This window comes from Mycoplasmopsis adleri (genome assembly GCF_045276205.1).
In the GTDB taxonomy this organism is placed as follows: domain Bacteria; phylum Bacillota_I; class Bacilli_A; order Mycoplasmatales; family Metamycoplasmataceae; genus Mycoplasmopsis; species Mycoplasmopsis adleri.
Genome location: NZ_CP174162.1, coordinates 116243 through 136893, shown reverse-complemented (window position 1 = coordinate 136893; position 20651 = coordinate 116243). Strand labels below are relative to the sequence as shown.

Annotated in this window: 18 protein-coding genes and 1 tRNA gene; 17 read left to right on the top strand and 2 right to left on the bottom strand. The window is 25.8% G+C overall.

What is annotated here, in order from left to right; genetic code table 4:
• Positions 1–44 precede the first annotated feature (44 nt).
• Both ACJA22_RS00595 and ACJA22_RS00590 read left to right on the top strand, forming a co-directional pair.
• Entirely contained in the window at positions 45–1169 is a 1125-nt protein-coding gene (locus ACJA22_RS00595) for a hypothetical protein (RefSeq protein ID WP_406617203.1), read from the top strand.
• A 152-nt stretch (positions 1170–1321) separates the two neighbouring features.
• Positions 1322–2974, top strand: coding sequence for an IS1634 family transposase (locus ACJA22_RS00590; RefSeq protein WP_406616757.1), 1653 nt, complete (start codon positions 1322–1324; stop codon positions 2972–2974).
• A 149-nt stretch (positions 2975–3123) separates the two neighbouring features.
• Here ACJA22_RS00590 and ACJA22_RS00585 read toward each other — a convergent pair whose 3' ends face one another.
• On the bottom strand, positions 3124–3564 hold the full coding sequence (locus ACJA22_RS00585; protein WP_406617201.1) for an RpiB/LacA/LacB family sugar-phosphate isomerase: 441 nt from the start codon (positions 3562–3564) through the stop codon (positions 3124–3126).
• Positions 3565–3690: 126 nt separating this feature from the next.
• On the opposite strand from ACJA22_RS00585, the gene ACJA22_RS00580 reads away from it, so the two are divergent.
• From ACJA22_RS00580 to ACJA22_RS00540, 9 genes are all read left to right on the top strand, one after another.
• Entirely contained in the window at positions 3691–5748 is a 2058-nt protein-coding gene (locus tag ACJA22_RS00580; protein ID WP_406617200.1) for an Mbov_0121 family peptidase domain-containing ABC transporter, read from the top strand.
• On the top strand, positions 5726–6115 hold the full coding sequence (locus ACJA22_RS00575) for an MAG1140 family protein (protein ID WP_406617199.1): 390 nt from the start codon (positions 5726–5728) through the stop codon (positions 6113–6115). The genes ACJA22_RS00580 and ACJA22_RS00575 overlap by 23 nt, the downstream gene beginning before the upstream one ends.
• A 46-nt stretch (positions 6116–6161) precedes the next feature.
• Positions 6162–6623, top strand: coding sequence for an rRNA maturation RNase YbeY (ybeY, locus tag ACJA22_RS00570; protein WP_406617198.1), 462 nt, complete (start codon positions 6162–6164; stop codon positions 6621–6623).
• A gap of 1 nt (position 6624) precedes the next feature.
• A complete protein-coding gene (cdd, locus tag ACJA22_RS00565) occupies positions 6625–7017 on the top strand; it encodes a cytidine deaminase (protein WP_406617197.1) in 393 nt (130 codons plus the stop codon).
• A complete protein-coding gene (gene era, locus ACJA22_RS00560; protein ID WP_406617196.1) occupies positions 7017–7895 on the top strand; it encodes a GTPase Era in 879 nt (292 codons plus the stop codon). The genes cdd and era overlap by 1 nt, the downstream gene beginning before the upstream one ends.
• Positions 7896–7929: 34 nt before the next feature.
• Entirely contained in the window at positions 7930–8973 is a 1044-nt protein-coding gene (locus ACJA22_RS00555) for a M24 family metallopeptidase (RefSeq protein WP_406617195.1), read from the top strand.
• A gap of 100 nt (positions 8974–9073) precedes the next feature.
• Positions 9074–9271 carry a hypothetical protein gene (locus tag ACJA22_RS00550; protein WP_406617194.1) on the top strand — a complete coding sequence of 66 codons (198 nt, stop codon included), beginning with the start codon at positions 9074–9076 and terminating at the stop codon, positions 9269–9271.
• 51 nt (positions 9272–9322) lie between these two features.
• The gene (locus ACJA22_RS00545) at positions 9323–10975 is read left to right on the top strand and encodes an IS1634 family transposase (protein ID WP_406616757.1); all 1653 of its coding nucleotides are present in this window, start codon (positions 9323–9325) and stop codon (positions 10973–10975) included.
• 85 nt (positions 10976–11060) lie between these two features.
• Positions 11061–12410, top strand: coding sequence for an aldehyde dehydrogenase family protein (locus tag ACJA22_RS00540; protein ID WP_406617193.1), 1350 nt, complete (start codon positions 11061–11063; stop codon positions 12408–12410).
• Between the two features lie 34 nt (positions 12411–12444).
• Here the strand turns inward: ACJA22_RS00540 and ACJA22_RS00535 are convergent, their stop codons facing one another.
• On the bottom strand, positions 12445–13764 hold the full coding sequence (locus tag ACJA22_RS00535) for a C1 family peptidase (RefSeq protein ID WP_406617192.1): 1320 nt from the start codon (positions 13762–13764) through the stop codon (positions 12445–12447).
• A gap of 358 nt (positions 13765–14122) precedes the next feature.
• Between ACJA22_RS00535 and ACJA22_RS00530 the strand changes: the two genes are divergently transcribed.
• The 6 genes from ACJA22_RS00530 to ACJA22_RS00505 all read left to right on the top strand — a co-directional run bounded on the left by ACJA22_RS00530 (position 14123) and on the right by ACJA22_RS00505 (position 20645).
• Positions 14123–15790, top strand: a complete 1668-nt coding sequence (locus tag ACJA22_RS00530; RefSeq protein WP_406617191.1) for an IS1634 family transposase — start codon at positions 14123–14125, stop codon at positions 15788–15790.
• 195 nt (positions 15791–15985) lie between these two features.
• Positions 15986–16780 carry an MAGa4850 family ICE element protein gene (locus ACJA22_RS00525; RefSeq protein WP_406617189.1) on the top strand — a complete coding sequence of 265 codons (795 nt, stop codon included), beginning with the start codon at positions 15986–15988 and terminating at the stop codon, positions 16778–16780.
• 34 nt (positions 16781–16814) lie between these two features.
• A tRNA-Asp gene (locus ACJA22_RS00520) sits at positions 16815–16890 on the top strand.
• A gap of 206 nt (positions 16891–17096) precedes the next feature.
• Positions 17097–17546, top strand: coding sequence for a hypothetical protein (locus ACJA22_RS00515; RefSeq protein WP_406617188.1), 450 nt, complete (start codon positions 17097–17099; stop codon positions 17544–17546).
• Positions 17521–18354, top strand: coding sequence for a hypothetical protein (locus tag ACJA22_RS00510; protein WP_406617187.1), 834 nt, complete (start codon positions 17521–17523; stop codon positions 18352–18354). Before ACJA22_RS00515 ends, ACJA22_RS00510 begins: the two co-directional genes overlap by 26 nt.
• An 8-nt stretch (positions 18355–18362) precedes the next feature.
• A complete protein-coding gene (locus tag ACJA22_RS00505) occupies positions 18363–20645 on the top strand; it encodes a type IV secretory system conjugative DNA transfer family protein (protein WP_406617024.1) in 2283 nt (760 codons plus the stop codon).
• Positions 20646–20651: the final 6 nt, after the last annotated feature.

The following is a 20651-nucleotide window of genomic DNA, read 5'->3' as shown; positions in this document are numbered from 1 at the left end:
TGTTTTCTTTTAGTTCAATTATTATTTAATATAATCTTTTTATTATGAAAAACACAAATATTATGCAAGATCCAACTATAAAAGAAGAAAAGAAAAAACGTAGAATTAAATTAGGAATTGGTATTGGTGTGCCAATTGCAGCAGTAACAATTGCAACGCTAGTTACAGTGGGTAGTTACTACTCATCTAAAAAATATTATGTAACAAACGCTAATACAACTAATTTAAATAACGCTTTTCTAGCTACTGTTCCTTACAACTGAAACCAAGACTTTCTAAACAATGAAAACGCATCACCAAATATGCAACCAGTTTCAAATTTAATGAACTTAACAAAAAGTAATGAAAACGCGGGGCTTAACATTTTCATTTTTAAATTATTGGAAGATTACAAATCAAATACTCAAGATACTTTTATAAAAGATTTAGTGGAATTATCTTTAATTGCTGATACGCCTGTTAAAGTTTATATCGAAGAAGAAAAAAATGATTCAACATCTTTAGATAAAAGCGTAATTGATAAATATAATTCATTAATTAAAAATAAGAAAATGAGTACTGAAACAATTCAAGCTGAAAGTGAGAAACTTTCTTCAGTATCTTACATTAAAGAAAAGTATTTTATTGGTATTAGAAAAATAGTTGACGAAATTAGAAAATTAATTGAAGCTAATGCTGATCGTAAAATCAATATTTGAGTTCCATCATTTATGCTTTCAAGCGATACAGCTTTGCTTGAACTTTATGGCTATGGTAATGTAAAATTACTTGGTGTTGGAACAAATAACTCTGTTTTACAGTCAAATAAAGAAAAATTTGAACCGATTATTAAGGATATTAATTTTAAATCTGCATTAGATATTGATGATTTAATTACCTACTTAAATAAAAACAAAAATTATTCATATATTAGTTTATCAACACTTTATCCAAATATGTTTTTCTTCTTTAATGACTTAAAAGGAGTTAAAGAATATCGTGAGTCATATAAGAATTTAAGCAGATTTTTTGCTTATAATTCTTCAGAACAAACATACAGTTTTCTTAGTGAACTTGCTCTAAAAAAATACTTCGTTGAAAACAAAAACGATCCTAAAAATCCAACAGAAGAATCAATTACAAATAGTTCATTATGAACCGATGTAAAAAGTGCTTTAAACATCAAATAATAATTAAAAAACTAACACCTCATAAGCGTTAGTTTTTCCTGAGTTTCCAAGTTGGAGCTCTTTTTTATTACTTTTTTCAGTGTTATTTATATATAAATAAAAAAAGTTATTTTTTTACATAATTACATTGTAATTTGTGGTATAATAAAGATATGAAAAAAGACAAATGACTATTAATTTCAAGAAAAAATAAGAACTCTACTTACTTATCTTTAGCACTTTCAGGAGGATTTGGCAAAGGTTATAAGAAATCTATCGGTATCGGTACAGTTGAAAAATGAGAAAAATATTGTTCTGATCCAGTAGAAAAAATTAAAAAACTATCTCAAAACTACAATACTGATTGAGATAGAAATATGATAATTAGACAATTAGAGTTAGATATAAGCAAGGTTAAAATTGAAACAAAACAGTTCAATTATGGATATGATTTGTTATACAGTTTCTTAGAAAAATTAAATCCTTTTAAAGATGCTAAAGTATCAAAATCCAAGTATTTAAATGATTTATTAAAATATATGATTTCAAATAGAATTGTAAATCCGGGTAGCATGCTTTCATCCTTTAAAAATAAAGACAAATTCAATATAAATTTAGAAGTTGAAAAGACGACATTTTATAATACTTTAGACTATTTAGCTGAAAATAAAAATAACATTTTAAAGAGTGTTAACGATACATTGATCAAAGATAAAAATAGAAAAATAGATATTATTTGATACGACTCTTCAACGGTATATTTTGAAAGTTTTGTAAGAGAAGGATTGAGATATCCAGGTTATTCTAAAGATGGAAAATTCAAAGAAGATCAAATTGTTTTAGGTTTAGCAACAGATGAAAACGGCATTCCAATTCACTATAAATTATTCAAAGGGAACACTGCTGATGCATCAACATTTATTAATTTTATTTTGAATATAAAATCACAATATGAATTAAACAAAGTAACACTCATTGCTGATAGAGGAATGAGTACAAATAGAAACATAAGATTCTTAGAAGATAACGATATTGATTACATTTTATCTTATAGATTAAAAGCGGCTTCAAATGACCGAAAGACCTTTGCAATAGATGAATCCGGCTATTTTGGAGACAATAATTTTAAATATAAAGAAACTACTTTTTATTCGTTTTGAAAGAATAGAAGAGCAAACGGACACAAGAGAAGATTGGTAGTAACATATAGTAAAAAAAGAGCATTAAAAGATAAAAATGATAGACAAATTTTAATCGATAATTTTATTAAAAGACAAGATAAAGACGGACTAGTTCATGATCAAGTAATGTTCGGTCAAAAGAAGTTTAAATTCTTCGAAAAAGTTGGTGGTAAAGGTTATTACAAACTTAACTATGACAAAATTATCGAAGATGAAAAGTTTGACGGATATTATGCTTATGAAACCTCTAGATTTGATTTATCACCTGAAGAAATTGTGAATTTATATTCAAAACAATGACAAATAGAATCAAACTTTAGAGCTTTAAAAAGTGCTTTAGCTGTAAGACCTATTTATGTATGAAGTGAAAAGCATATTGAAGGTCATTTCGTACTTTGCTTCTTATCTCTTGTTTTATTAAATTTTGTTATTTATTATTTAAACAAAGGTTTGAAAGAACTCGGTGTTGTAGATGAAAAAATCACAATCAAAAAATTACAAGATGTAATAAAAGAAACAATCAAAACATGCAAGATTATTGACGGAAAAATTGAAAGTGAAGAATATATTATTAACGACAACAATAATCAAGCAATTCAAGATTATCAAACATATTTAAGAATTTTAAATGAATTAAAATTTTAAATTATTAAAAACAGCTCATCAAACAGATGAGTTGTTAAAAATTACATTGTAAAAGTTGGAAACTCGGGGATGTAAAAAGTGCTTTAAACATCAAATAATAATTAAAAAACTAACACCTCATAAGCGTTAGTTTTTTGTTTGCAAATAAATTAAAATTCATCAATTTGATCAATTCTAGCTTGGTGTCTGCCACCTTCATATTCAGTGTGAATGTATTCAACAATTATAGCTTTAGCTTCAGCTAATGGTACATATCTTCCACCTAAAACTAAAACATTAGCATTATTGTGAAGTTTAGCTAATCTAGCATCTTCAACATCTGTAACTCTAGCTGCTCTAATGCCTTTGTGTCTATTTAAAGCATAAGAAATACCTAAACCTGTACCACATAAACCTACACCAAAAGCAACATCATGGCTATTTACATAATTAGCTAATTTATGTCCTTGTTCAGCATATGAAATTGATTTCGAAGCATCCGCTGGTCCTAAATCAACAATTTCATAACCTAAACTTTTAATATAATCTCTAATTTCATTTTTTAATTCACAACCGCCGTGGTCGCTAGCAAGTACTACTGTTTTTGACATAGTATATATCTCCTTACTAATTATTAATACTTAATAAATATTATGCTATTTTTGGTAAAAACAAGGCATTTTTCCCATTTTTTTCTTTTTTTGTTAAGTTTTTCTTATTTAACTAAATTGGAGTGTATGAAAATTTACAAGCAAGAAGATCAAAAAGACTGTGGGCTTTATGTGCTCCAAAGTTTGATTTATAAATATCATAATCGCATGATAGATATAAATTATTTAAAAATTAACTCAACTTATAGTAATGAAGGGATTAGTTTATTAAATTTAAAAAACTTAGCATCAATGCATGGTGTTAAGTTAGAACCATATTATTGTGATTTAGAATCATTAAAAAGCATACCTAAAGACCAATTCCCATTGGTGCTTTTGACACAAAACAATAGCTTGAACCATTATGTTATTTTGACAAATATTAAAAATGATAAATTTGTTATTTTAGATTCTGCTTATGGTAAAAAACGAATTTATACTGAAGAAGAACTCAAGCAAACTTACCAAGGAATTGTGCTTTCAACAGCAAGTACTAATATGAAAATCAGCGATAAGAACTTTCATATTGAAAATAAATTAAAAGATTTAATAACTAGTAAAGAATATATTTATCCTTTATTGTTATCGGCAATCATTAATTTGATTTTGACGTTTTCTTCAACATTTTTTATTAAGATAATCTTTGATTTAGTTCTACCAAATTTCTTGAAGCAAACGCTGATCGTTATCTTTGTTTTGTTCTTGTGATTATCTATCTTAAAATTCCTAAACGACTATTTTAAACGGTATATCGTCCAAAAGATAAGTAATAAAATCTTTTTAAAAGTCACTGAACAATACTTTAACAAACTCAAAAATACTTCAATAAACAATCTAAATAAACTAAACAATGCTGACTATTTTAAAAGAGCTTCATATATTGCATTTATTAGTGAATATAAAGCTAATTTCTTTTATACATTCATAAGTGAAATCTTGAGTTTCATTGGCGCTACTTTATTATTAATTTGATTGAATTACATTTTGTTTGTTACTATTTTTGCTATTAGTTTAATTCTAATTATCATCAACGTAATTCATCAAAATCAAATAGATAAAAAGTATTCAAACTTGATGTTAGCAAATTATGAGAAAGTACAAATTGATCTTGATTTAGTAAATTCAAAACATGATTTATCAAATCCAGAATATGCTGATTTTATGCTTTGAAAATTGCATAACAAAACAATTAATTTAAAAACACAAGACCAAATTATTTTTAATTCAAAAAATAATAACATGACTTTAAATGGAGTTTTAATCAATAATATTTCTAATATAGTTATCTTTATCTCAACCTTTTTAATTATTAAACAAAAACTTTCAACTGGTGATATGATGATGTTTTTAACTGGAATTACTTTCTTTATAAATCCATTATTATCAATGTCAAGTATTTTAACTTCATACACCTTAATGAAGAAGTTTTCAGACCAATTAAATTTTGTGTTCTTATTAAAGAATAGAGAAAACTTTTCGCAAGGCACTAAAATTGAAAAAATCAATAAAATTAAACTTACAAATTTAACATTTGGGTATGAAGATTCTAAAAATATCTTAAATATTAAAGAATTATTAATTGACCAAAATGTCCAATTAACTGGTTCAAATGGTTGTGGTAAAAGTTCGTTAGTTAAACTATTAAAAGGAGATTTTGATAACTTTAATGGTCATTATTTAATTAATAACACTAACTTTAATCAAATCAATTTTGAAGACTTTAAAAACTCCATCTTCTATGCTGGTAACAAAACATACTTACCAAATCTTAAGATAATTGATTATATAACTAACGGTGATAATGAAAACCTTCAAATGCTTAACTATAATCTGGATAAATATGATCTATTTAATTATTTAAGCAAAATCAATCTAAATTTAAATTCAGAAGCTAATAATGATGGTTCAAACTTATCAAGTGGGCAAAAGCAAATTATTATTTTGCTCAAGCTATTTTGTAAAAAATATAATCTTGTAATTTTAGATGAAGCATTTGAAAATATTGATGAAAGATATAGCGCTAAATTAAAAGAGGCAATTAAAGATTTTCATAAAGATTCACTCTTTATTGAAATTAGTCATAATAGCAATTTTATATTTAATAATAAGGAGGTAAGACTCGATGAAATTAACCAAAGTTTCTAATTGAATCTGAGCTTATTTTATATTAATTTTAATGGTCTCTATTGGAATTATATTTTTCATATTAACCTATAAAATAGAGAAATTAACAAATGTTGTGATTAATATAGATGAGAACAGAAAACTATATATTGTAGGTCAGCATAATGTTTTATACAACCTTGAAGTTGGACAAAATTTAACACTTGATTTAGAAAATAAACATTACATTATTACCATTGAAAACTTCAAATATAAGAACGATGGAATAATAATTAATTTCACAACAAATGAGTATCAACTTATTGAAAAATTAAAGCCTAACATGACATTAAATTCTAAGTTAATTTATGGAACGACTACGTTATTCAACAAATTGTTCTTAACCTAGTATTAATATACAATTTAATACTTAATATTAGTTTATAATTTAAAGTATGGTCAAAATAAACATAGATATTGAAAATGGAACATCATTTAAATTTGAAAAAGAATTTACTCAAATTCTTGAAAATTTTCAAAAATATTTTCATTTAGAAAATAAATTAGTTTCAGTCGATGTGGCTATCGTTAATAACAAAAAAATTCAAAAATTAAATAACGAATATAGACACAAAGACTATGCAACTGATATCCTTTCATTTGATTTTGGAGATAAATCATTATATGAAACATTGCCTATTCTTCCATTAGGAGAATTGGTTATTAGTCATGAAAAAGTAGAAGAGCAAGCCAAAGAATTTAACCACTCAGTTAAAAGAGAATATTGCTACTTATTTACACATGGATTAGTTCATTTAATGGGTTATGACCATGAAGAAGAAAATGAAAGAATTCAAATGAATAAAATTGTTGATGACATTTTTGAAGCATTAAAAATTACAAGAGAGGATAATTAAAATGGATATTGAAAAATTAAAAGGCTTACTAAAATATTCATACTGCCCTTGATCACACTTTAAAGTAGCAGCTATTGCTATTGATGAAAATGGAAAAGAACATTATGGTGTTAATGTTGAAAATGCTGCATTCCCATCAGGTTTATGTGCTGAAAGAAGCGCATTATTTGGATCTGTAGCATATGGTGCTAAAGTTGGAACTTTTAAAGAAATGCACATTATTTCATCAGGTGAAGACTTTATATCACCTTGTGCTGGTTGCAGACAAGTTATGACTGAATTCATGCCTGATGACGCCAAAGTATATCAATATAATGCTAAGGGTGATAAATTTAGAGTAAACACTATAAAAGAATTAATTCCTTACGCTATAAGAAGTGAGCAAATTAAATAATGAAAGTTTGTGTAGCAAGTATTATTGGAAGACCTAATGTTGGTAAATCATCATTATTAAACAAAATCGTTAATTATGATGTCACTATTGTTTCAAGCACTCCACAAACAACTAGAGACCAAATAACTGGAGTTTATACAGATGATGACTATCAATTAGTTTTTGTGGATACACCGGGAATTCATAAACCAGAAAACTTATTAGGCGAAGCATTAAATAAAGAGGCTTTTGATTCAACCAAGGGGGTTGATTGTTTATTATTCTTAAGTCCAATCAACGAACCTATTTTGCAAGGCGATACTATGATTTTAGAAAAAATAGCTAAAATTCCTCACAAAATTGCTGTTATTTCTAAAATTGACCTTGCTAAATCACCAGAAGAAATTACAAATAAAATTACTGAATTGAAAAAATATAATTTTGACCAAATTCTTTCTGTTTCAGTTAATAATCCAAATTCAATTGAAGATTTAAAACATGAAATTGAAAAATATGCAGTTGAATCAGAACCACTATATGATCCTGAATATGTAACTGATAAGTCAATGAGATTTATAGCAAAAGAAATCATTAGAGAAAGTGCTATTAATTGTCTTTATCAAGAATTACCTCATTCAATTGCGGTAGAAGTACAAGATTTTATTGAAGATGAGGACCAAATTGAAATAAATGGCATTATTTATGTGAAGAAAGATTCACAAAAAGGAATGCTTATTGGCAAAGATGCTTCAATGATTAAAAAAATTGGCACAAATGCTAGAAAAAAGATGCAAAATCAATTTGGAACAAAAGTTATATTGCACCTAAAAGTTAAGGTAGCTGATAAATGAGTAAATGATAAAAAGTCATTGAAAAAATTTGGCTATAATAATTTATAATTTAAGTATTAAGGAATTATAAAAGGAGATTGATATGAACAGATCAAGATTAGATCAATTATTTAGAACAAAACATGTTGATGCTATTGTGTCAGATGCACCTCAAACAAGACTTTGATATGCAGGTATCCAAACAACAGATGGTTACATTATTATCGAAAAAGATAAAGCATACTTATTTGTTGATGGTCGTTACATTCAATACTGCAAAGAAAACGCTAAAAATGTTGAAGTTTGTTTATTAGAAGGTGATTCATTACAACAATTCTTTAACGAAAAGCACTATAAAAGTATTGTTTTAGAAAAAGATTACTTAATTTACGAACAATATGACAAACTTGTAAATATGATCAAACCAAACATCGTTGGATGAATTCATAGTCAAGAATTAAGAATCCAAAAAGATGAAGAAGAAAAAGAAATTATGCAAAAATCAATAGATATTTCTTTAGCAGCATACAATGAATTAATGGAATGAGTTCAACCAGGTATGACTGAAAAAGAAGTAGCTGCATACTTAAACTACTTACTTAAAAAACATGGTGCTGATAAAGAAAGTTTTGATGAAATTGTTGCTACTGGTCCAAACGCAGCAGAACCACACCACCACCCAACTGATGCTAAGTTATTAGAAGGCGAATTACTTAAAGTTGACTTTGGTGCTTTATACAAAGGTTATAGTGCTGACATTACAAGAACAATTATTCTTGGTGGCGCACCTAGTTGCAAGAATCCAGAAGCTCTTAAAATTTTAGAAATCGTTCAAGAAGCAGCAAGACTTGGTAGAGCAGCAGTTCGTCCAGGAATTAAAGCATCTGAAATTGATAAAATCTGTAGAGATTACATCGAACAACAAGGTTATGGTCAATACTTTGTTCACTCAACCGGACATGGTTTAGGTATCGATGTTCACGAATTACCTAGAGTAAGCAAATTCAGCAACTACATTTTAGAACCTGGTATGGTAATTACTGTTGAACCTGGTATTTACATTCCTGGTTTAGGTGGAGCTAGAATTGAAGATGATGTAATTGTTACTGAAAATGGACATTATGTTTTCTCTAGAAAGAATGAATAACTACTAATAATTAACGGGTTTTTGCCCGTTTTTTTATGCTCATTTTTATCATAATTGAAAACTTTAAAATATAATTTATTTATAAATAGTGGAGGTTATTATGAATGATATAAAAATTTATGAACTTCAAAAAACTGAATACCTTAAAATGCCATATATGCCTATTTCAAAGCGTAAAGAGTTATTAACAAAACTTTATGACTTAGTTAAAAACAATGAAAAGAAAATAATGGATCCTGAGTTTCCAAGTTGGAGCTCTTTTTTATTACTTTTTTCAGTGTTATTTATATATAAATAAAAAAAGTTATTTTTTTACATAATTACATTGTAATTTGGGTATAATAAAGATATGAAAAAAGACAAATGACTATTAATTTCAAGAAAAAATAAGAACTCTACTTACTTATCTTTAGCACTTTCAGGAGGATTTGGCAAAGGTTATAAGAAATCTATCGGTATCGGTACAGTTGAAAAATGAGAAAAATATTGTTCTGATCCAGTAGAAAAAATTAAAAAACTATCTCAAAACTACAATACTGATTGAGATAGAAATATGATAATTAGACAATTAGAGTTAGATATAAGCAAGGTTAAAATTGAAACAAAACAGTTCAATTATGGATATGATTTGTTATACAGTTTCTTAGAAAAATTAAATCCTTTTAAAGATGCTAAAGTATCAAAATCCAAGTATTTAAATGATTTATTAAAATATATGATTTCAAATAGAATTGTAAATCCGGGTAGCATGCTTTCATCCTTTAAAAATAAAGACAAATTCAATATAAATTTAGAAGTTGAAAAGACGACATTTTATAATACTTTAGACTATTTAGCTGAAAATAAAAATAACATTTTAAAGAGTGTTAACGATACATTGATCAAAGATAAAAATAGAAAAATAGATATTATTTGATACGACTCTTCAACGGTATATTTTGAAAGTTTTGTAAGAGAAGGATTGAGATATCCAGGTTATTCTAAAGATGGAAAATTCAAAGAAGATCAAATTGTTTTAGGTTTAGCAACAGATGAAAACGGCATTCCAATTCACTATAAATTATTCAAAGGGAACACTGCTGATGCATCAACATTTATTAATTTTATTTTGAATATAAAATCACAATATGAATTAAACAAAGTAACACTCATTGCTGATAGAGGAATGAGTACAAATAGAAACATAAGATTCTTAGAAGATAACGATATTGATTACATTTTATCTTATAGATTAAAAGCGGCTTCAAATGACCGAAAGACCTTTGCAATAGATGAATCCGGCTATTTTGGAGACAATAATTTTAAATATAAAGAAACTACTTTTTATTCGTTTTGAAAGAATAGAAGAGCAAACGGACACAAGAGAAGATTGGTAGTAACATATAGTAAAAAAAGAGCATTAAAAGATAAAAATGATAGACAAATTTTAATCGATAATTTTATTAAAAGACAAGATAAAGACGGACTAGTTCATGATCAAGTAATGTTCGGTCAAAAGAAGTTTAAATTCTTCGAAAAAGTTGGTGGTAAAGGTTATTACAAACTTAACTATGACAAAATTATCGAAGATGAAAAGTTTGACGGATATTATGCTTATGAAACCTCTAGATTTGATTTATCACCTGAAGAAATTGTGAATTTATATTCAAAACAATGACAAATAGAATCAAACTTTAGAGCTTTAAAAAGTGCTTTAGCTGTAAGACCTATTTATGTATGAAGTGAAAAGCATATTGAAGGTCATTTCGTACTTTGCTTCTTATCTCTTGTTTTATTAAATTTTGTTATTTATTATTTAAACAAAGGTTTGAAAGAACTCGGTGTTGTAGATGAAAAAATCACAATCAAAAAATTACAAGATGTAATAAAAGAAACAATCAAAACATGCAAGATTATTGACGGAAAAATTGAAAGTGAAGAATATATTATTAACGACAACAATAATCAAGCAATTCAAGATTATCAAACATATTTAAGAATTTTAAATGAATTAAAATTTTAAATTATTAAAAACAGCTCATCAAACAGATGAGTTGTTAAAAATTACATTGTAAAAGTTGGAAACTCGGGAAATAGTGGAGGTTATTATGAATGATATAAAAATTTATGAACTTCAAAAAACTGAATACCTTAAAATGCCATATATGCCTATTTCAAAGCGTAAAGAGTTATTAACAAAACTTTATGACTTAGTTAAAAACAATGAAAAGAAAATAATGGATGCTTTATATTTAGATTTAAACAAGAGTCCTAATGAAGCATATTTTGCTGAAATTGGTTTAGTATTAAAAAGTATCAAATACAACTTGAAACACTTAGCAAAATGAGCAAAACCTAAACGTGTTAAAACACCTATTACATTGTTCTCAGGAACATCTAAAATTATCTATGAACCATTAGGTTTAACTTTAATTATTAGTCCATGAAACTATCCTTTTTATTTATCATTATCTCCATTAATCGCAGCAATTGCTGCTGGTAATAGAGCAATAATAAAGCCTAGTGAATTTTCAAGACACACAACTAATGTTTTAATTGAACTAATCAATAATACTTTTGATCCTAAATATGTTTATGTTATTGAACCATCAATTGAAAACATCACTAAGTTATTAGAACATCGTTTTGATTTAATCTTTTTCACAGGAAGTGAAAGAGTTGGAACAATTATTTCAGAAAAAGCATCTAAATATCACACTCCAGTTGTTTTAGAATTAGGTGGTAAATCTCCAACAGTTATATTTGATGATATAGATTTAAAGTTTGCTGCTAAAAAAATTCTTTTTGGTAAATTAGTTAATGCAGGTCAAACATGTGTTGCGGCTGATTATGTTTGTGTTCCTAAAAATAAAGCAAATGAGTTTATAAAATATGCAAATGAAATTGTTGAAGAATGACTTACAAAGCGACCTGAAAATAACAAAGAATATCCTAAAATTATAACTTCAGAACATCATGAAAGATTAAATCAATATTTACCAAAAGACTTACAAAACAGATGTATAAATCAAAAAATAGTTCCTTATATTTATAGAACAGATTGACAAGATCCAATTATGAAACACGAAATTTTTGGACCTATTCTTCCAGTTATTGAATATAAAAATATCAATGAAGTTTATGATTTTATTAAACATTTTGGTAAGCCTTTAGCTTCTTATGTGTTTAGCAAAAATAATGATTATATTAATGACTTTTCAAAACATATATCAGCTGGTTCATTAGTTATAAATGAAACATTAAGCCAACTATCATCGGATTATTTACCTTTTGGTGGAGTTGGCTCATCAGGTACTGGAAGATATCATGGTTTTGAAGGTTTTAAAACTTTTAGCAACGCTAAAGCCTTTTATAAAAAAGGTAAACTAGGTTTTAACTTAGCTTACCATCCATATAATGAAAAGAAACTTAATATTCTTAAGAAATTGGTGAAATAAAAAGACATCGCGTGGATGTCTATTTTTATTAATCTTAAGCCATTGGGTCTCAAGGTTCTAATTCAATAGCAGGTTTTTCTAATGCATCTAAAACTTTTTTAGAAACATATTTTGGATCAACGATTGCACCAAAACAATATTCATCAAATCATTTATCACTCATTGAGAAGTAACCTTTTTTACCGTTTTCATCACCTCATGAGTTTTCAACTTCTCATTTAATTGGGTTACCATCGTTATCTAAATCAACACCAACAAAAGTCATTGCGTGGTTTGGAGTAGACATTCTGAAGTTTACTCTATCTTTTTTGGTTAATGTGTTGTAGATGTGTAATGAATCTTCATAGTTATAGATTTCAGTATCAAAAATACCATCTTTTCTATCACTAAATAATGAAACATCACAATCAAATCAAACTGGTGTTCCTTCTTTTAATGAAACAATAATAGCTTTCTTGATTTCATCAAGAGTTGTGTTAATTGAGTTAACTGCTTTTTCTTCAATAACTGATTTATAGTATTTTGAAACATATAATCTATTTTTAGGATGTATATCTCTTGGATCATGAAGAAGGTTTACTTTATTTAAGAATTCCATACCTACATATTTTACTAAAAATTGTAGAGGTGTAACATTTTCAATTCTATGAAAGTTTTTATCTTTATCTCTATATTCAAAATCGAATGTTCTTGGAGGTAAACCTAATGCTTTAGCATTTACTTCAAATACGATTGCTAATGCATCATGTTTGATTTTTCTTAATTCTTCGATGCTTGCTTTAGCCTTAGCTGCTTGTATAATTCTATTTGCAGCATCAACTAAGTGAAAGTTTAAAACTTCATTTAAAGCACCTGTACTACTTGAGTTAAATGTTTCATCCATTACGCCTTTAGGAACTAAACCGTATTTTTTAATTAAACCTTGTGCTCATTCTCAGTATCCACCATCAGAAACCATCATTTCCATAAATGAACAGAATAATCTATCTGTGTAATCTAATTTTGGATTACTGATCATTAATTCTAAAAAGGTGTTAGCTTTTTCTAATTTATCTCAGAAGAATAAATAGTTTTCTGAAAATTCAAATGATTCAACATTTAACGATTTTAATACATTGGTCTTTAACATGTTTGTTGATGAGAAGATTCAACATCTTCCTGAATTTTTTTGGTTGGTCATACCAGCTTTAGGTACTTGAATTGAGAATTCATTGTTGTGGAATCTTAAAACATCATTATTAATGCTTGAATTCTTAATACCATTTTTAGTCATGGCATTTTCAACAACTTTATTATTTTTGTTCTTTGTATACTTTGAATAAAAGCTTTTAATTTCTTTTTGTTCTAAAATCATAATATACCTTTCTATATATAAATAAATTATTTAAATTATACTTAATTATTTATAAAAATTTAGGAATATATATAAGTAATATTGAGGACTGCTATTTTCTTTATTAGCCTATAAAACAGCAAAATATATAAAAAAGCAGCACTAAGCCGCTTTCATTATTTTATGATTATTTTTTGTTAACATTTTCTCATTTTCAGTTCTTAACTTCAGGAATATCTGTACCGTATTCTTTAATGTATTCACCCTGAGTTTCCAAGTTGGAGCTCTTTTTTATTACTTTTTTCAGTGTTATTTATATATAAATAAAAAAAGTTATTTTTTTACATAATTACATTGTAATTTGTGGTATAATAAAGATATGAAAAAAGACAAATGACTATTAATTTCAAGAAAAAATAAGAACTCTACTTACTTATCTTTAGCACTTTCAGGAGGATTTGGCAAAGGTTATAAGAAATCTATCGGTATCGGTACAGTTGAAAAATGAGAAAAATATTGTTCTGATCCAGTAGAAAAAAATAAAAAACTATCTCAAAACTACAATACTGATTGAGATAGAAATATGATAATTAGACAATTAGAGTTAGATATAAGCAAGGTTAAAATTGAAACAAAACAGTTCAATTATGGATATGATTTGTTATACAGTTTCTTAGAAAAATTAAATCCTTTTAAAGATGCTAAAGTATCAAAATCCAAGTATTTAAATGATTTATTAAAATATATGATTTCAAATAGAATTGTAAATCCGGGTAGCATGCTTTCATCCTTTAAAAATAAAGACAAATTCAATATAAATTTAGAAGTTGAAAAGACGACATTTTATAATACTTTAGACTATTTAGCTGAAAATAAAAATAACATTTTAAAGAGTGTTAACGATACATTGATCAAAGATAAAAATAGAAAAATAGATATTATTTGATACGACTCTTCAACGGTATATTTTGAAAGTTTTGTAAGAGAAGGATTGAGATATCCAGGTTATTCTAAAGATGGAAAATTCAAAGAAGATCAAATTGTTTTAGGTTTAGCAACAGATGAAAACGGCATTCCAATTCACTATAAATTATTCAAAGGGAACACTGCTGATGCATCAACATTTATTAATTTTATTTTGAATATAAAATCACAATATGAATTAAACAAAGTAACACTCATTGCTGATAGAGGAATGAGTACAAATAGAAACATAAGATTCTTAGAAGATAACGATATTGATTACATTTTATCTTATAGATTAAAAGCGGCTTCAAATGACCGAAAGACCTTTGCAATAGATGAATCCGGCTATTTTGGAGACAATAATTTTGAATATAAAGAAACTACTTTTTATTCGTTTTGAAAGAATAGAAGAGCAAACGGACACAAGAGAAGATTGGTAGTAACATATAGTAAAAAAAGAGCATTAAAAGATAAAAATGATAGACAAATTTTAATCGATAATTTTATTAAAAGACAAGATAAAGACGGACTAGTTCATGTTCAAGTAATGTTCGGTCAAAAGAAGTTTAAATTCTTCGAAAAAGTTGGTGGTAAAGGTTATTACAAACTTAACTATGACAAAATTATCGAAGATGAAAAGTTTGACGGATATTATGCTTATGAAACCTCTAGATTTGATTTATCACCTGAAGAAATTGTGAATTTATATTCAAAACAATGACAAATAGAATCAAACTTTAGAGCTTTAAAAAGTGCTTTAGCTGTAAGACCTATTTATGTATGAAGTGAAAAGCATATTGAAGGTCATTTCGTACTTTGCTTCTTATCTCTTGTTTTATTAAATTTTGTTATTTATTATTTAAACAAAGGTTTGAAAGAACTCGGTGTTGTAGATGAAAAAATCACAATCAAAAAATTACAAGATGTAATAAAAGAAACAATCAAAACATGCAAGATTATTGACGGAAAAATTGAAAGTGAAGAATATATTATTAACGACAACAATAATCAAGCAATTCAAGATTATCAAACATATTTAAGAATTTTAAATGAATTAAAATGGAAGTGTTTAAAAATGTAGGGTTGAACCTTTAAGAAAAAAGGAAAAGCAAGATCGTAAGGTCTTGCTTTTTTATCGTTTTGTTAGTTAAAAAAATTAGTTAGTTAAAAGAATAAAAAAACGAGGGAAGAACCCCCTAGAAGAACACTAAATATATTATACCAGAAATGTTCTTCCTTCGTTTAAAAAAACTTTTAATTTGTTAGGAGACATTTTATGGGTAAATTTAGTGAACTTCATTTTTTAGAACAAGATGCTAGAAAAAACAATGATTATAGTGAACTGGATAAATTTTGAAGAGAACAGAAATGAAAGGAAAATTATGATAAAAAAATCTATGACAAGTTAGATGAAAAATTGATTGAGGTGATACTAAAATCAAAAATAGTTATTGGTGAAAGTTATTATCAAAAGCTAAAAACAAATAAGGTATTACTTGAAATATTTATAGTGCTAAAAATATTAGGCAAAAAAGGAATTAAAACTTCTGATTTGATAGCTTTTGGTTTTAAAAAAACAAGTATTAAAAATGCTATTAAAAAACTACTTAATTTAGGAATTTTAGATTCGAAAATTTATAAAGAATTTAGATTGTTAAAATTAAGAAAAATAGTCCTTAAAAAACCTAAAGAAAGTTTTTGAATTTTGAAGAAAAAAGATACTTGAAAAATCTTTTTGCTTTATGGTTTAGATGCAGCTATTATGTATGTGATTAATAGCTTCAAAAGTAAGGTTTATAAGTGAGATAGAAAATTGCATTCAGTCCCTACAAGACGAAGGGTAATTTTGCGAAATGCTTACTATAAAAATTTAAACATTTCGGATACAAAAATTTATTTATTGAATAAAATGATTTGTAATTATTTTTTAGTTCGTTATAGAGAAATGTTTGGAATTATTCATAAACGAAAAACTAAATTTATAACGGTTAAAAGTAAGAAAGAAAAACTTATTCATAAATTTATTGGTTATGAATTTAAAACTTTACGTTATTTGTTAATGCAAATTTAATTAGATTTAAAACTTTTTTAAAACGGTAATAAATGATTTAGTAGTAGAGTGGTTAATACGCTTCCCTGTCACGGAAGAGATCGCGGGTTCAATTCCCGTCTAAATCGCCATATGGATTAAGTTCCAAAAAAAATTACTGTTTTAAAAACTAATTGAATTTTATGTTTTGATAATGATTTTGGCACTATGTGTCTATTTTAGTTTTAAGTTGATGAAAAAAAATAACAAATTTGTAATTAAGTAATTTTATTAAGGACAAAATTATTAATTTAAATTATTAACGGTAATAAATATTTATTACCGTGAATCATTGCATATGATGGGGAAAGTAGTGTTTAAAGTAGAAACAAAGTTTAATTTCATAACTCCTAATACTTCATATAAAACAGGATTAGGAAATGAACATAATTTTAAAAACTGAGTTAATTCTGGAATGGTAGTTGAATATATTACTAGAAAAGATAAATGCGTTGTTTTTAATAATGATGAAAATAACTATGATGCTATGAATTTAATGATGAACAAAAAAGAAAAAATTGCTTGATATCGTTCACATTTAAAAATTAATCAAAATAGCGAACAATCTGGTCTTTATAACTTATTAGACACTGAACCCAATGATGTAGAACTTGGAAAAGTTAAAAATGATTTAAAAAATTTGAAAGGTAATTTTTGAGAATTAATTGTTAATCCTGGTGATTTGGGACTTGATAATAATATTTTATGTAAAGATAAATGACATGAAGTATTACAAGAAAAACTTTAAGCGATTTTTAAAAGCTAATAACTTTGATATAGATAATGTTAATGTTTATTATTCAATACATGGAAATACTAATTATCCTCATGTACATATGTTTTGATATGAAAAAGAACCTAAGCATAAAAGAGCAAAATTAGACTTAAATTCTATAAATGTATTTGGATATAAAGTTGGTTTGTCAATTAAATATGATGAAGATTATCAAAAGATAAATGAACTTACTAAAGAAATTTGAGATACTAGAAAACAAATTACAGAAATTATAAGTAAACATTTTCAAAATAATATTAAAACTGATAATAACAAAAATTTATATGGCGAATTTATTAAAGCATCTAAAAATATTCTTGATGAAATAAATAATAAAAAGAATATTTCATATATGCGTTTATCTGATGAAAACAAAGAAAACATTGAAATTATTAAGAAATTTTTACTAAATTCTGATAATGATTACTCTAAGCTGTTTAATTCATATCAAAAGCAAATTGAAAATTTAAACAAATTGGATATAGAAGATAAATTTCTTAAAGAACGAATTAATAAAATTATTGAAAAAGAAATGGACGATTTTCAAAAACAAGTTGGAAACAAAATTATTAAATCATTATTAAAAGCTTACGAAGAAACTAATAAAAAAGCCTTTAGCAATATTAAAGGTTTTGGAAATTTTTTTAGATTGTTTATGAATATATTTGGTTTAAACCGTTCTGAACTTGCATTAAGAAATTTAGCAGAAAGAGAATTCTTAGCTAAAGATATGAAAGAACTAGAAATGATAGAAGATGTATATCGTAGTAGATTACATTAGAGGTAATTATGGATGATGAAAGAATTTCAAAAGGTAAAATAGTTGGAAAAACATTGCTTTCTATTATAGCTAGTGTATTTTTGTTCTTTGTTTTTGCTTTTATTATTAATATTTTGATAGGCAAAAACAAAAGTCCAACAAATTATCAATTGTTTTGAAAATCTACAGTTAATGTAATGAAAACAAAAACTAATATTTTTATTTACACTGGTATAGGAATTGTGATTTTTACTTTTGGTTTTATTTTTTGGCCTCAAATTAAATCATTAGGTAAAAAAATATCAAACTATTTATTGGGTGCCAAAGCTAGCCAAAATTGACTATGAAATTATCGATTAAATGAAGGTTCTAAAAGTAAATACAATAAATTATTTAGAAAAATGATTACTAATAAAACTGAAGCTAATTGATTATTTACTTTTAGTAAAAGTCAAAAATATTGATATATAAATGATAAAGATGATAATGCAATAGTTAATGGTCCGCCTGGCTCTGGTAAAACACATAGAGTAATTTTGCCTAATATAGAATTTATGGCTCAGCTTGATTATTATAAAAAACCTCATTTGATTATTAGTGATCCTAAAAAAGAAATTATTAAGTTTACAGGTAAACTTTTAGAAGAAAATAATTACAAAATTTATACAATTGATTTTAGTGAACCAAAATTATCTTTAAAGTGAAATCCATTATCTTATGCCTGAGATTTAGTTAAAAATGATAATAAATTTAAAGATTTAACTATGGAAGATAGAATCAATAAAGCTTTAGAAGTAATTAATAATGTTATTGAAAGTCTTAATTGAGGTAAGGCTACGAATGGTAATATGTGAATTAGCCAAGGCAAAAAATCTTTAATTGTTATCGCTAACTTTCTTTTATTTTTAGCACTTGATGATAAAAATTTAATTCATAAGGATAACTTTAATTTTGAAACTATTGCTTCTTTATTAAATACTTCTCATTGAGAAAATGATAAGAAAATTTCTAGTTGAATTCTTTATGCTAAAAAACGTGCTCTTGTTGATAATGATTATTATTGAAAGAAAATTTATAACAATATTGAAGATTTATCTAAAACTCCTAAAGAAACTTTTGGTGGCATATTAGCCGAAGCACAAAGTGTTTTAAACGTTTTTAATAATGATGAAAATTTAAAAATGATTTTAAGAGATACTGATAGTTTTGATTTAGTCAATATTGCTTCTGATACGAAACCTTTTGCTATATTTATACATTATCCAGATCATAAACCTACTTCTCATTTTTTAGTCAGCATGTTAGTAGAACAAATTTATCAAGCTTTGATTGAAACTGCTAATAAAACGGATACACTCAAATTAGATAGAAAAGCATTCTTTTTACTTGATGAATTTGGAAATTTACCAGTAGTTGTAAATTTTGATAATAAATTAACTATTTGTCGTTCTAGAAATATATTTTTTATGTTAGTTGTTCAAGATTACAATCAAATTAAAAAATATAACATTTATGGAGAGGGAACAGCACAAGTTATTAAAAATAGTTGTCAAGTAGTATATTTTTTAGCTTCTAATGATGAACAAACACTTAATGATATTTCAAAAGCTTTAGGAACTAAAGAAGTTGTTGCTAAAAGTTATACTTCTTCAAATACAAATAATAATTCTAGTTCTACTGAGAGTGAAAAATCTAAACCTGTAATGGAAGTAGCAGAATTAAAATCTAAAAAACCAGATGATTTAATAATTATTAAAAATGGATATAAGCCAATTTTAATTAAAACTTTATTAGCTTATAAATATTTTTCTAATGATAACTATGTATATACAAAAAATGAAAGTAAATTAATTAGAAATGCAGATTTTGAATTATTTGATATTCGTAGCTTAGAAAAAATAATTCGAATTAATGCAGCTGAAGAAAAACAAAATAATCAAAATAAACAAATTGATACCAATAATAATGAAAATAATGGTTTAACTGAAGCACAAAAAATTAAACGTATGAAAATAGTTTTTGGTAAGTTAAAACTTTGATATGAATATCAGAATACTAAAAATGATCATATGCGAACCTTAATTCCTCATAAGAAAAATATACTTAAAGGTAAATTAGATCGAATATTTTCTGAAATGTGAGATCAATATGTTAATGATGATTTAGAAAATGATTTGATTAATATTCTTTGAGCTGAAGCTAAAGAAAAACAAATTCCTAATTATCATGACTTAGATGCAGATACTTTAATTGATTTATTACATCCAGATCAAAAATTACAAATTAATAAAAATGATAAGACTAAGACATAGTTTTAT